The sequence below is a fragment of the Paenibacillus oleatilyticus genome, assembly GCF_018998565.1.
GTDB lineage: Bacteria > Bacillota > Bacilli > Paenibacillales > NBRC-103111 > Paenibacillus_G > Paenibacillus_G oleatilyticus.
The window spans coordinates 1-13,452 of sequence record NZ_JAHNZO010000058.1 but is presented as its reverse complement, the minus strand read 5'-3'; the positions used below and the strand labels follow the sequence as shown (position 1 = coordinate 13,452).

At 53.2% G+C, this 13,452-nt stretch carries 13 protein-coding genes; 4 read left to right on the top strand and 9 right to left on the bottom strand.

Features of this window, described 5'->3' with window-relative positions; translation table 11 throughout:
* Positions 1–231 precede the first annotated feature (231 nt).
* Positions 232–462 (bottom strand): cold-shock protein, encoded by a 231-nt coding sequence (locus tag KQX66_RS36150; protein WP_010494370.1) that lies wholly within the window; start codon positions 460–462, stop codon positions 232–234.
* 87 nt (positions 463–549) lie between these two features.
* Positions 550–750, bottom strand: a complete 201-nt coding sequence (locus KQX66_RS36145) for a cold-shock protein (protein WP_216798350.1) — start codon at positions 748–750, stop codon at positions 550–552.
* Positions 751–1,091: 341 nt separating this feature from the next.
* On the opposite strand from KQX66_RS36145, the gene KQX66_RS36140 reads away from it, so the two are divergent.
* Together KQX66_RS36140 and KQX66_RS36135 are read left to right on the top strand one after the other, a co-directional pair.
* The gene (locus KQX66_RS36140) at positions 1,092–2,042 is read left to right on the top strand and encodes a sugar-binding transcriptional regulator (RefSeq protein WP_216798349.1); all 951 of its coding nucleotides are present in this window, start codon (positions 1,092–1,094) and stop codon (positions 2,040–2,042) included.
* A 43-nt stretch (positions 2,043–2,085) separates the two neighbouring features.
* Positions 2,086–2,424 carry a hypothetical protein gene (locus KQX66_RS36135; RefSeq protein WP_054974376.1) on the top strand — a complete coding sequence of 113 codons (339 nt, stop codon included), beginning with the start codon at positions 2,086–2,088 and terminating at the stop codon, positions 2,422–2,424.
* A gap of 92 nt (positions 2,425–2,516) precedes the next feature.
* On the opposite strand, the gene KQX66_RS36130 is transcribed toward KQX66_RS36135, so the two are convergent.
* The 7 genes from KQX66_RS36130 to KQX66_RS36100 all read right to left on the bottom strand — a co-directional run bounded on the left by KQX66_RS36130 (position 2,517) and on the right by KQX66_RS36100 (position 9,617).
* Positions 2,517–3,278: a Cof-type HAD-IIB family hydrolase gene (locus KQX66_RS36130; RefSeq protein ID WP_216798351.1), complete on the bottom strand. Its 762-nt coding sequence runs from the start codon at positions 3,276–3,278 to the stop codon at positions 2,517–2,519.
* Positions 3,279–3,321: 43 nt separating this feature from the next.
* Entirely contained in the window at positions 3,322–4,368 is a 1,047-nt protein-coding gene (locus KQX66_RS36125; protein WP_216798348.1) for an ABC transporter ATP-binding protein, read from the bottom strand.
* Positions 4,365–6,122: an ABC transporter permease gene (locus KQX66_RS36120; RefSeq protein WP_216798347.1), complete on the bottom strand. Its 1,758-nt coding sequence runs from the start codon at positions 6,120–6,122 to the stop codon at positions 4,365–4,367. Before KQX66_RS36120 ends, KQX66_RS36125 begins: the two co-directional genes overlap by 4 nt.
* Positions 6,123–6,141: 19 nt before the next feature.
* Positions 6,142–7,206 carry an ABC transporter substrate-binding protein gene (locus KQX66_RS36115; RefSeq protein ID WP_216798346.1) on the bottom strand — a complete coding sequence of 355 codons (1,065 nt, stop codon included), beginning with the start codon at positions 7,204–7,206 and terminating at the stop codon, positions 6,142–6,144.
* Positions 7,207–7,324: 118 nt separating this feature from the next.
* Complete coding sequence (locus KQX66_RS36110) at positions 7,325–8,182, bottom strand: Cof-type HAD-IIB family hydrolase (protein WP_216798345.1); 858 nt, start codon at positions 8,180–8,182, stop codon at positions 7,325–7,327.
* 26 nt (positions 8,183–8,208) lie between these two features.
* Positions 8,209–8,943 carry an MBL fold metallo-hydrolase gene (locus KQX66_RS36105; protein ID WP_216798344.1) on the bottom strand — a complete coding sequence of 245 codons (735 nt, stop codon included), beginning with the start codon at positions 8,941–8,943 and terminating at the stop codon, positions 8,209–8,211.
* A 194-nt stretch (positions 8,944–9,137) separates the two neighbouring features.
* Positions 9,138–9,617, bottom strand: coding sequence for an NUDIX domain-containing protein (locus KQX66_RS36100; protein ID WP_216798343.1), 480 nt, complete (start codon positions 9,615–9,617; stop codon positions 9,138–9,140).
* Between the two features lie 118 nt (positions 9,618–9,735).
* On the opposite strand from KQX66_RS36100, the gene KQX66_RS36095 reads away from it, so the two are divergent.
* Positions 9,736–10,581 carry an Rpn family recombination-promoting nuclease/putative transposase gene (locus KQX66_RS36095; protein ID WP_216798342.1) on the top strand — a complete coding sequence of 282 codons (846 nt, stop codon included), beginning with the start codon at positions 9,736–9,738 and terminating at the stop codon, positions 10,579–10,581.
* Between the two features lie 160 nt (positions 10,582–10,741).
* Positions 10,742–13,330: a YhgE/Pip domain-containing protein gene (locus KQX66_RS36090; protein WP_216798341.1), complete on the top strand. Its 2,589-nt coding sequence runs from the start codon at positions 10,742–10,744 to the stop codon at positions 13,328–13,330.
* Positions 13,331–13,452: the final 122 nt, after the last annotated feature.

Here is a 13,452-nt window from a genome sequence, read left to right as displayed (position 1 = left end):
CGTGAAAATACCGCTAATTCTAATCAAGTTCACGGGTTTCAAGAGCGGCTGGAGGGACATACCCCACCGGCTTATGCCGAGAATTTTATACGCGAAGCGGGTTTCTCAACACTCAAAAGGACCACCTAAAAAAGGTGATCCTTGTGCTTGAAACAATGGGAAAGGGAATCGTGACCGTTCGGATCTTCAGCTCTTGAGGAACGCTTGCATGTATGGACATGCGGTCGCGGGCTACGAGATTTGTATGCCTTTCTTGAGCGACTTCAGGTCGCCATTCGGATTGACCAGCAAGGGCAGCATCTTCACACTACGAACCATCGGGGAGTGGCACTGCCGGCATACCGGCACATCCTCGAACGCAAAGTTGTCCCGCATCCAGCCCTTACATCCTTCCTTGCTGCAAGACCAGATCGTCGTGTTTTCCTCAGGGATATCCTCTAACGATTTCTTTTGAAAGTACACAGTTAACCCCTCCCTTGGTTTAAAAAACCCTTGATCCTAAAAAAACTGCCCTCAACACAAGTTAAGGGCAGTTTGCTTGGGCTTACATTACAGCTTTACAACATTTTCGGCTTGCGGTCCGCGGTTGCCTTGTACCACATTGAATGTGACACGCTGGCCTTCATCCAACGATTTGAAGCCGTCACCTGTAATCGCGCTGAAATGCACGAATACGTCGCTGCCGCCTTCCATTTCGATAAAGCCAAAACCCTTGTCGGCATTAAACCATTTTACTGTACCTGTTTGCATCGTATGACCTCCAAAATTTGTTTTAACATGTCTTTTTTATCCTTCAAAGAAATAAAAAATTCACATATTGAAAAAGGTTCCATCACACAAATGATAACCCTTTACAATATGTGAATTCACAGGTCAAATTTATGATTAACCTAAGCTTACCATAATTAGATCCAAAAGACAAGTTTGTTACCGGAAGTAAAGTTAGAAAAATAGTAAATGCCCGTTAAGCTCGGGGCAGCCGAGTTGAAGGACGAGTTTTGTTTTACGGATTCTTAACTTGACCCTTCGCCGGATTAACCTTATAGTTACTACAAATGTATGAGGTGAGAACAAATGTTAGGCGGTCGTTCATGTTAAATTCCGAGGAAAAAAAGCTAATCGTGAAAATCGCGAAGCTGTATTATTTTGAAGCCTGGACCCAGGAAAAAATTGCGGTGAAATTCGGCATTTCACGGCCCGCCGTCTCCAAGCTGCTCCAGAAGGGACGCGACGAAGGCGTCGTGGAAATTCTCATTCATGACGATACGCTGGAAACAGGCGATCTGGAGAAGGAAATCGAAGCGGCCTTCGACCTCAAGCAAGCGATCGTTGTGCCTACGCGCGACTTGAAGCAGGAGCTGGTTTACAGCACGGTCGGCAAAGCGGCGGCCGGTTTTGTGCTCAAGGCGATGAAGCAGGCCGAGCGCATCGGCGTATCGTGGGGAACGACGCTGTTCCACGTCGTGAAAGAGTTTCCTTTTGAAAAGAAAGAAAACCTCAAGATCGTCCCGCTTGTCGGCGGGATGGGCAATGACAAGACCGAGATCCATGCCAACCAGATCGCGTACGAGCTGTCCAAGAAAATGGGCGTAAAATGCGAATCGCTGTATGCTCCTGCGGTGGTGGAAACCGAAGAGCTGCGGGACAAAATCGTCGAGCTTCCGAACATTTCTTCGGTTCTGGAGGAGGGCAAGCAAATCGATCTGGCCCTGGTCGGCATCGGGAATCCGTTCGCCCTGTCGACCATGGAACAAATCGGCTACTTGAGCCAAGAGGTGCTGCAGCAATTGAAAGCCTTGAACGCGGTGGCCGATATCAATTCCCGTTTTATCGATCAAGACGGGGCCCTTTGCAACCACCCTATCAACAATAAAGTAATCGGCATCGAGCTGGAGCATCTGAAAGCCGTAAAGCTGGTTATCGCCATCGCGGTCGGACTGCACAAGGTGGATAGTATCCTTGCTGCGCTGAAAGGCAAGTACGTGCATGTGCTGATCACCGACGAGCCGACCGCATCCAGCCTCGCCGCCAAGTTAAAATAGAACCTTGATCGCAACCGAACGAACCGCTAACGGAGGGAGCCTCATGAAAGAAACCCGGCTTGAAACTTTTCTGTACTGCAACGATTGCAAGCAGGAGCAGGATCATGTGATCAGCTACCTGAACAAACGGATCTCCGAGATTGAGTGTCAGGCATGCCATCGGCGGCTTTCCATGCAGATCGATCTTTCGCACGAGCTGTACGATGAGCTGTTTACCAGAATCCGTACCAAGCCCGCCAGAATGACCGAAGAGTACAGGCGTCATGTCAGCCAGTTCCTGCTCACGCTTCCGGCCAGGGTCGCCAGCAAGCCTTACCGGGTGTACCGGGAATGGAAGGAAATTCGCGGCTTTTTCCATAAGTATCGGGTAAGGAAAGGCTGAGTCCGGCGGCCAAAGCGCTTTTTCTTATATCCCCACAAAGAAAAAACCTTCAAACCACGAAAGCGGCTTGAAGGTTTCTTCTATTATACTGCTTACAACAAGCCCACAAGCTCAAGCCCATACGCAATGCCGTCATGACCGACATCCTTCGTAATGTAACGCGCCACTTTTTTCACGGATTCCGGCGAGTTCCCCATCGCCACGCTGTGGCCGACATATCGAAGCATCTCCAGATCGTTCAGGTTGTCGCCGAAGGCGTACACCTGCTCTCGCCGAAAGCCGAGCTTGTCGATGAACCGCTCAATGCCCTGCGCTTTGGAGCCGCCGAAGGGAAGCACGTCCATGGACAGCCGGTGCCACCGGACAAAGTCCAGCTTCCGGAACCGCTCGATGTAACCGGATTCGTCCTGTTCGGCGCAAAAAAGCATCGTTTGGTAAATGTCCCGGTCTGCGTAAAAATGCGGATCGTATTCGGGATGCGGATACTGCAGCGTTCCGATGCTTTCCTCGACGTACGGATGACGCCTGCTGCTGCTTCTCATGCCTTCCTCGTCCAAATAAACGAGCGGATGACCTTGCCGCAGCGCGTATTCGGATAACGAACGAATGACCTCCGTCGGAATCGGATTGGTATAAATCAGCTTGCCGTGCAGCATCACATATTGGCCGTTGAAGCCGACGAAGGAATCGATGCCGAGCTCGCGGCGCAAAGGCTCAAGCATGAACGGAGAGCGGCCTGTCGCAAAAGCGACCTCATGCCCCGCCTCCTTCAGCGCAAGGATGGCTCCCTTCGCGGAAGCAGGCAGCCGCTTGTCATGATCCAGCAAGGTCCCGTCGATATCAAAAAAAATCATGCTTCGCGTTCGGGTCACATCAACACCTCGGTGCAGTAAAATTCTATAGCTGTTCTTCCGCCGGCAAGTGGAGAGAGACCTTCTCGTGCAGTTGAAATGGCAGCGGCGAGCTGATCTCCCATTGACCGTCCTCGGACCGGATATGGTAATGGAACTCTTTTCCCTGAAACTGCACGTTCGTCACTTCCCCCGTAATCCCGGCTTGCTCTAAAGAACCGAGCTTGAACTGGTCGGGCCGAACCGGGTACATGCCGCACGACTTGAAATAATCGGCGACGCGGCCGCCCTGCCACTGAACGGTACCGTCCGAGCCTATCGGCACAAAGCTATCGCGGTTCCAGCGTCCGCGGACCATGTTGGCCTTCGACACGAACTTCGCGACAAATTCGGTCTCCGGGCGCAGGTAAATGTCCTGCGGCGTCCCGATCTGCTCGATGCGCCCGTCCTTCATCACGACGATCCGGTCGGCCATGGCGAGCGCTTCGCCCTGATCGTGCGTCACGTATACGATGGCCGTTCCGGTCTGGCGGTGAATCGCTTGAATCTCGCGGCGCATATCCATGCGCAGCATCGCATCCAGGCTGCTGAGCGGCTCGTCCATCAGCAGCAGCGACGGCTCCGCCGCAATCGCGCGCGCAATCGCCACCCGCTGCTTCTGCCCGCCGGACAGCTCGTGCGGCATGCGGTCGCCGTGCTGCGCCAAGCCGACCATCTGGAGCACGCTCGCAATGCGTTCCTGCTCCCTCTCGCGAATATACGACGGAGTTTCCTTATGATGACGGATCGGAAACCGGACATGCTCCGTCACATTCATATGCGGCCACAGGGCAAAAGCCTGAAACACCATGCCGATTCGCCGCTTCTCCGGCGGCAAGCTGAAGCCCGGCTTCGCTACCGTCGTCCCGTTCATGCGGATCTCCCCCGCGGTCGGCTGCTCGAAGCCCGCGAGCATGCGCAGCAGCGTCGTTTTGCCGCAGCCGGAAGGACCGAGAATGGCGACGAACTCGCCTTTTTCTATCGTTAAATTCAATGGCTTCAGCGCCTGAAAGGCTCCGAACGTTTTGCTGACTTCCACTAATTGAATGCTCATGAAGACTGGACTCCTTTTTGGGCTGAGAACTTCCGAATCAGATGCAGAAGTCCCATCCCCACCATAATCAAAAGGACGATCAGGCTGGACAATGCGGTAGAATACAGCGTGTTGCCTGCTTGCTCGAAGCCGAATATCGTCACGCCGATCGTTTGCGAGCCGGTTGACCATAAGAGCGCCGACACCGTAAGCTCCGTGAACGCCGTCAGGAAGACGAGGAATGCGCCGCTTAGCAGCCCCGGCAGCAGAAGCGGAAGCAGGACGAAGGCCCACTTTTTCCAGAATCCCGCGCCGAAAATATGCGCCGCCTCCTCCATCGAAGGATCGATTTGCGTGAAAGCCGTAATGCCCGCCCGCACCTGCAAAATCATGAACCGGCACACATACGCGATAAACAAAATACGGATCGAGCCGTAAATGCCGGGATTCCAGCCGGGAATCGGCTGCATCCACGCGAAGATCATCGCCAGACCGAACACGATCCCCGGTAGCGTATAAGGCAGGGCCACGGCAAGCTCCGCCGATTTGGTCAGCCACGACGGCTTGCGTACCCGTACATAAGCAAGCAAGGAGCCGAATACGAGACAAATGACCAGCGTCGTTGCCGATAGCGTCAGACTGTTCTGGATCGACTGCCATACCTTTTCGTTTTCGAGCAAAATGTATTTATAGTTCGAAAGCGTCAAATTCGCCGGTTGAAACGGAAGCCCGTACGCCTTTTTCAATGAAAGGGCGATCATGGATACGAGCGGCACGACCGTGATGACCGCGAGAAACGTCCATACGGCTGCGGTGACCCAAGTCCGGTGCTTCCCCAGCGCAAAACGCGGGCTGTTATCGACGATGACGGTATCGGCCGCTTTGATTTTGCGGACCGCGAGCCATTGCAGCAGTGTGCCGATGATGGCGATCACGCCGAGCATGACGGATAAAGCGGCGCCGCGGGAGAAGGCGGACGGGCCGAAGCCGATAATCTCCTCGTAAATGAGCGTGCTAAGCACGGAAATCTGCTTCGGAATGCCCAGAAACGCAGGGATGCCGAAGTTGTCGAGCGAGGCCAGGAACGCCAGCAGACCGCCGGCCGTCAAGCCGGGCAACGCCAATGGAAGGGTGACCAAACGGAACGTTTTCCATCTTCCAGCCCCGCTGGCTCTTGTCGCCCACTCTAGATCGCGGGGGATTTTTTTCAGCACGTCCACGGTCAGTAAATACACAAGCGGAAAATGATGAATCCCCATGACGAAAATAATGCCGCCGTAGCTGTACATGCTCCACGGCTTCGCATCCGGGTTCACCAGATGCAACAGGCTGGCCGCAAGCCCTTGGTTGCCCATGAAAGACGACCAGGACAGCGTCAAGACATAAGACGGCAGTATAAAAGAAAGCAGCATCGCCATGTGCAGCGTTTTCTTGTGCTTGATGTCGCTGTAGGCCATCAGCCAAGCCGCCAGCACGCCGAGCGCAATCGAGACGAGAGAGGAGCCGGCCACGATCACGAACGTATCGTTTAACGTCTTCCACAGGCGGCTTTGCTGCAGCATTTCCGAGTAGTGCGCAAGCGTCGGACCGGCGGTGCCCTGCATGCTTAAAACGATCAGCTTGCCGATCGGCAGGACGAAAAAGACGAGCAGAAGAACAAGGGTGACGCCTATAAGCATTCGTTTCAAAAGAAAGGAAGGAAAAGACAAGGGGACGGGCTTGTCCCCTTTCCCCTCATGGGTCCGTTCAAGCCGAATCTGTTTGGAATCGATCATAGACTATGCGCTCCGCTTCTTATTGCCCGAAGACGGAGGTGAACTGTTTCTTATCCGCTTCGCGGGCTTCCGCCAATTTGGAAATCTCCGAAGAAATGACTTTAAATTGGTTGATGCTTTTCAGTCCTTTCGGGGCTTCTACGCCTTCGCGGATCGGCGTGTACCCGATGCTGGAAGCGAGCTTTTGGCCGTCCTCGGACAGAACGAAGTCCACGAACGCTTGGGCCGCTTTTTCGTTGGCCGCATTTTTCAAAATGCCGATCGGCTCGGTAATAACCGGAACGCCTTCCGAAGGATATACCAATTCGACCGGGGAGCCCTTCGCCTTCTCGCGGGCGACGAGATAATCGACGACCATGCCGTACGATTTTTCCCCGCCGGCTACGGCGTTCAGCACGGCGCCGTTTCCTTTGACGACTGAAACGTTGTTCGCTTTCAGGCTCTTGAAGAAATCCCAGCCGAAGCCGTCCGTACGGGAGAGAACGCCGACGTTATACGCCGCTGCGCCGGAGTACAGCGGGCTCGGCATGATGGCGGCATCCTTACTTTCGGCCGCGGCGAGCGCCTTCCACGAAGTCGGCGGCGTTTTTACCTTTTGGGTGTTGACCGCAAGCACGGTGGCCATCACTTTCGTACCGGAATAAGCGCCGTCTGGATCGACGAGATCTTTCGGGACTTTCGCCAGCTCGGGCGATTTATAGGAAGCGAGCAGATTTTGCTTTTTCAAGCCTTCGAACGTCACGGCGTCGGCCAGCAGGAGAACGTCGGCCTGCACTTTGCCCGCTTGATTCTCCGCTTGCAGCTTCGCGGTGACTTCTTCGGTGCCGGAACGGAAGCTTTCCACCTTCACATCCGGGTATTTCTTATTGAAAGCCGAGACGAGCTTCGAGACATCGTTTTCCGGCTGGGACGTATAGAACGTAAGCTTGCCCGAGGGCCCGTTCGCTTCTTGCTTGGCAGGCTCCTGCTTCCCGCCGGACTGCGCTCCTTGGTTCGCCGCCGGCTGCCCGCTTGTGCCGCAACCGCTGAATACGAGTAATGCCGTCAAGCTCATCAGTAAAGAACCTTTTTTCAACAACCTCATTCTCTCCCTACGCGATGTATTTTGGTATGTGTATATGTGTAGTATATAAAGCATTTGTCAAACGGCTGTTAATTTGAATGCCAACCTTTATAAACACCTTATGAACCGATACGGTAACTCAGGATAAAAGGTAACGCCGAACCGTTTCAGCCACGCCGTCTTCCTCGTTGCTTGCCGTCACCGCGTCCGCGGCCCGCTTCACACGGTCGCTGCTGTTCGCCATCGCAATGCCGAGCCCCGCCCACCCAAGCATATCCACATCATTGTCGTAATCGCCGATCGCCGCAACTTCGGCCGCATGCATCCCGTACATCCGGCACAGCACTTCGAGCGCCTTCCGCTTGCTGACGCCTGCCGCATTGATATCGAAGCGCCGCTGTCCGGTTTTCGTCAATGCCAATTCGTTCCAAGACCGCAGCTCGTCGTATAGCCTGACCAGCAATTCGGAGTCTTCGCTAATGATCGTTGCTTTGTATAGCGGTTCGGACGCGGCTTCGGCGAAGGCGGCCAGAGGGCCCACCTGCTTCACTTGAATGAGGTCGGCCTGCTCCCGATAGTTCTCATAGGTCAACGGCTTGTCCGGATCGATGACGACATTAGCCAGCGGCCAACTCTCGTTCATCTCGTTCATATGCTCTACAAAAAGCGTCCGGTAACCGTAAAAATGTATATATGCGCCTGCTTCAGCCGCCAGCTCCGCGATACGTCTTGCCGCATCGGGCGGGATCGGAAAGCCGTGCACCCGTTCGCCGGTTTCCGCATCCAGAATGACGGCGCCGTTGAAAGCAATCAAGCAGCCGTTCATCCCCACATGCCGGGCGTGGAGCCAGACCGATGCGGGGAAGCGCCCCGAAGCGATGGTGACGTTCACCCCCTCTCGAATCGCCGCTTGCAAGGCGTCGCAAACGGCAGGCGTGATCATTTTGCTGCGGTTCAGCAGCGTGCCGTCCATATCCAAGGCGAGTAGTCGATACATGGCTTCGCTCCGTTTCAAAGTGTAGGTCAAACCGTGTACATGCTGGCCGAGTCGGGCAGAAACACCGGGCCGCCGAAGACGGCGCTTGCCGTTTGTTTCATCAGCTCGAAATTCCCGTCGCTGGGCAGATGCACGAGCACCAGCTTCTTCACGCGTGCTTTCTCGGCAATCGCGGCCGCTTGACCGGCGTCCATATGTCCATGTCCCGTCGTGTGGTAGCTGCCTTCGCAGATCGTCGCCTCACAGAGAAAAATATCCGCGTCCCTAGCCAGCTCAATCAACGATTCGCAATAAGAGGTATCGCCCGAATAGACGAGGACCTTGCCTTTGTACGTGATTTTGACCGCAAAACAGGAAATCGTATGCTCGACAGGGACGAATTCGATGTCCGCGCCCGCAAGCCGGACTTTCAAATCCGGGCGGATCGGCGTAACGTCCGAATGCGGACCGTGCAGCTTGACGAGCATGTCCGACGGCTCCTCCGGCGCGAAGAGCTTGAGCTTCTCGCTCATCCGGTTCGTGCGGAGAGCTCCGACGGCGGCGTATTGCAATATCCCGATATCCGCCATATGATCGTGGTGCAAGTGGGACAGAATGACGCCGGACAGCCGCTCGACACTCGTATGGTAAGGAAGCCGGCTCATCACCCCGCTTCCGCAATCCAGCAAAATCTGCCCCTCGTCCGTTGTGACCAAGTATCCCGCAGTTGCTCCGCCGGCAGAGGGATACCCTCCCCAGTAGCCTAAAATCGTTACCTGCATGCCCTCACCTCATGTTGTCGTTTTCCATCGCTTTTTACATTTGTTCTTGTCGTGTACATTTGTCATAAATATAGGTCTAAAGGGGTGGAGGGTCAAGTTAAGATACTGTAAATGGCCCGGTCAGATTCAGGCTCGACAAGATGTAAAGCATGAAAAAAAGCTCCATCATGAGGCCATGGCGGAGCTCCTTTTCGCTAAACATCCGATTCGGACAAACGATAAACGGCCTTGTTGGCCGTAGTCGGCTCCGACTTGACTTGCTGTTTCCGCAAGAGGACACCCCCTTGATTGCAGGCGGCATCTCTTATCCTTTGCACGGTAAACTTGGAGATGGGCTCAGGGAGCTCATCTAACAAGAAAAATCCGACTTCGGCGATTTCTTTCCCGTCCGGTACAGGCGTCCCCTCCCATTCCGTTACTTTAAAGTCAAAAACATAGGCGTTGCGCCCGGATAAATAATAGATGCCCGACAGCGTAAAATCGGCGGGATGCATCGCCACCTGGATTTCTTCCTGGCACTCGCGGATCGCGGTTTCCCATGCCGCCTCTCCTTCCCTTTGCCGGCCCCCCGGCAGCCCCCATTTCCTTTTCCCGTCCGCATGACGAACCAGAAGAACCCTGCCGGCATCGTCGAAAATGACAAAGCCCGCCCGAATGCTTGTTTTTGACGGCATAACCGCTCACCTCCTGTGGGAGTAGTATATGCTGCCAAGGTTCAAAAAGAGCGAGGCCGCTTCGGGTGTCTAACGAAATCGCAGCGTGGTATAATGTTAGTGATTGGAGATGATCCGAATGACGGAACTGCTGGACCCGCGGAACGACTTTGTATTTAAACGAATTTTCGGCAGCGGAGAGAATAAAGATGTGCTGCTGGCCTTTCTGAATCATACATTCATGGAGGCGGGCGAGCCGCCGCTGACCGAGATCGTGCTGCTCAATCCTTACACCGAGAAAGATGCTCCATACGACAAGCAATCCATCTTTGACATCTGGGCCAAAACTGCCGAGGGCAAGCTGATTAATGTCGAAATGCAGCTGTTCAACAAATATGACAACGAAAAGCGCACCTTGTACTATTGGGGGAAACGTTACTCCAATCAGCTTCAAGAGGGGCAGACCTACAAAGCCTTGAAGAAGTGCGTCACGATCAATATTTTAAACTTTGCATTCCTGCCCAACGATCGTTACCACAGCGTCTTTCACCTGCGGGAGGATCATACGCTGATTCCCCTGATCGACGACATCGAGGTGCACTTTATCGAGCTGCCGAAGCTTGACGATCGCGCCGTTCCGATGGAAGACGGCCTAGTCAACTGGCTGTTGTTCCTGAAAGGCGTAAATAAATCCAACTGGGAGGTGCTGGCCATGAACGATCCGACATTGAAGAAGGCGATGACGACGCTCGAATTCCTGAGTCAGGACGCCGAAGCCCGCAGGCTGTACGAAGCAAGGCAAAAATATTTGCATGACGAAGCTTCAATGATTGAAGGCGCGAAAACGGAAGGAAAAGCCAAAGGAATATTAGAGGGAAAAATAGAAGTCGCCAAAAACATGCTATCGATGGGCCTCGATATTCAACTGATCGTTAAAGCGACCGGATTAACGGAAGAAGAGATTCACGCCTTGAAACCGATGTGATCCGCCTTTGGATACGAAACGCCAGCCTTTCGAGGTTGGCGTTTTTGCTTCTTCCTAAATTATATCGCTTCAAATGCACGAGGAATGTTGTATAATACTATACTATACGTAAAAATATAGGGAGCTTGTTCTCCTGGCACAGTGAAAGGTACAGAAAACGATGCGAAAAGTTTCTCTACGGACGGTTTTGCGCATATATACTTACGATATCCGGCGTATTGTTACGAATTGGGTCACCTTGACGGTGGTCTGCGGACTCATTCTTTTGCCGTCGCTTTACGCCTGGATTAACATTTATGCTTCCTGGGACCCTTACGCCAATACGAAGGGCATCAAGGTCGGGGTCGTCAATAACGACAAGGGCGGCACGCTCAAAGGGCTTACCTTTAATATCGGAGACGAAATCATTCACTCGCTGCAGCAGAATGAGAAGCTCGGCTGGACCTTCTATAATACGAAAGACGAAGGCATAGCCAAGGCGGAAAACGGCGAGGTGTACGCTACCATTGTGATTCCCGACGATTTTTCGCTGAAAATGAGCACGATGCTCAGCGACCAGCCGGTCAAGCCGGAGCTGGAATATTACGTGAACGAAAAACAAAATGCCATCGCCTCGAAAATGACGGATGCGGGCGCCTCGACGATCCAGCGGGAGATCAGCACCTCCTTTGTCGAGACAGTGACGGGAAAAGTATTCGAAACCCTGAATAAAGCCGGCGCCGAGCTGGATCAGCAGTACCCGCAAATCGAAAAATACAAAAATTTGCTCTACACCCTCAATGAAAATATGCCGAAGCTGAATCAAAATCTGGATGAGATGCTGAACCGGGCAGAGAACGGTTTTACCCAGGTGGATAAGACGGCTGAGCATGTTCCAGCGGTTCAGGATACGCTTGGCAAGCTCATTGAGCTGAACGACGGATTAAGCAAGGATATGTATAAAACCAGCGACGATTTAAAAGAAATCGCGCCGGATGTGAAAGAGAACCTGTATCGGCTTCAGACGATTTTCAACCGATTAACCGAGACGACCGAGGACGTGAACAACCAGCTGACGGTGTATAAGCCGGAGGTGCTCACCCAGCTCGACAATGCCGTCACGGATCTCGATCAACTGCAGGAGCGGGTGAAGGATACTTCGGAGCAGTTGGAAAAAGCGGGCGTAACGGTGCCCGAAGAGACCCTTGCGATGGCGCGCGACATTGCAGTCGAACTGAACCAGTTCCGGATACTCCTGTTAGACTTAAAAGAAAAGATTAAGGATGTTAATGCGGCGGAAAATATTTTAAATAAGCTGCAGCCGATCAACGACCGGCTTCTGGATAAAATCACCAAATTCCAGGCTGCCGTCAATGCGCTGCTGGCTCCGCTCGATGAAGCCCTGAACATCCGGACATTTGCCATTCTCCGCGACAATCTGGAAAAAATGCGGCAGCTGTCTGCCGGGATCAGTTCGTTTACCAGGAATTTAAGCACGACGCTGGCCTATCAAAAATTGGACTTGGACGGCAAGCTGTCCCAAAACATCGAGATCATTAGCGACATGATCAACAGAATTCTCAAAAATGCCAACTCGTTGGCCCAATCCTCCGCTAAAGGCTCGTTTCAGCTTAGCAAGGATTTGAAAAAACTGGCTCAACGGCTGGAGGAGTGGAAGGGCAAAACTGCCGATCTCCGGAAGAACATCGCAGATAACCACAATTTAGAAAAACTGCTGCCGGAGCTGACCCGGATGAACTTCTCGATTGCGGGAGATATCGGCAAACTGTCGCTTGCGCTCGACCAGACCTTGTTTCCGAAGACGGAATCCTACCTGCAAAAAGGCTCGCTCCTTCTCGCCGATGTGAACGTGATTCTTGGCAACACACAGGAGGATTTGGCCGCAGCAAAAGATTTGATGACGAGCATGTCATCCGGAGGCAAAGTGGCGGTGGATGATATCCGGAATTTCAAAGAGCGCGTGCCGGACCTTCAGCAACGCCTGAGCGACCTGACGGCGGTCTTCCAAAAAATCGACAGCACGGTTGATGTCAAGGACATGATCAAGCTGCTGCAAAACCGCGGCATCGCAGACAGCAACTTCCTTGCTCTTCCGGTGACGATGAGCACGCATCCGTTATTCCCGATCGCCAACTATGGAGCGGGCATGACACCTTTCTATACGACGCTGTGCTTGTGGGTCGGCTCCCTGCTGCTCACCTCTTTGCTCACCGTCAAGTTCCAGCCGGCGGATTTCAGCTTTACCTCGCACGAAGAGTACCTGGGCAAATACCTATTGTTTGCCACCTTATCCGTACTGCAGGGACTTATCGTAGCGCTCGGAGATATCTTTTTGCTAAAGATCCACATTCAGGAAGCCGGATTGTTCATCGGACTTACGCTGTTTTATTGTGTCGTCTTTTCCATGATCGTGTACACGTTGGTCACGCTCTTTAACAATATCGGCAAATCGATGGGCGTTGTCCTGCTGGTGCTCCAGCTCGCCGGCTCGGGGGGCACGTTCCCGATTCAGGTGACACCGGCTTTTTTCCAAACGATTCATTCCATGCTGCCATTTACCTATGCGATCAGCGGGCTGCGGGAAGCGCTCGCCGGGGTAAGCTACCCGACGCTGATGAAGGATGTCTGGACGTTGGTCGGATTTTTCTTTGCATTTTTGGTCATTGGTTATATATTCAAACCTTCGCTCACGTCCTTTCTCAGCAAGTACTCCAAGCAGTTGCATCATTCAAGGGTCATTGGACACTGATTTCCGGAAAATTCAATATGGATACGCCAGCCTCAAAAGGCTGGCGTCAGGCTGTCGACAAAGCTCTGTTTTTAAAGGGCTCGCTTGAATAATTAATTTAATTCCTGAAATATCGAGCATAT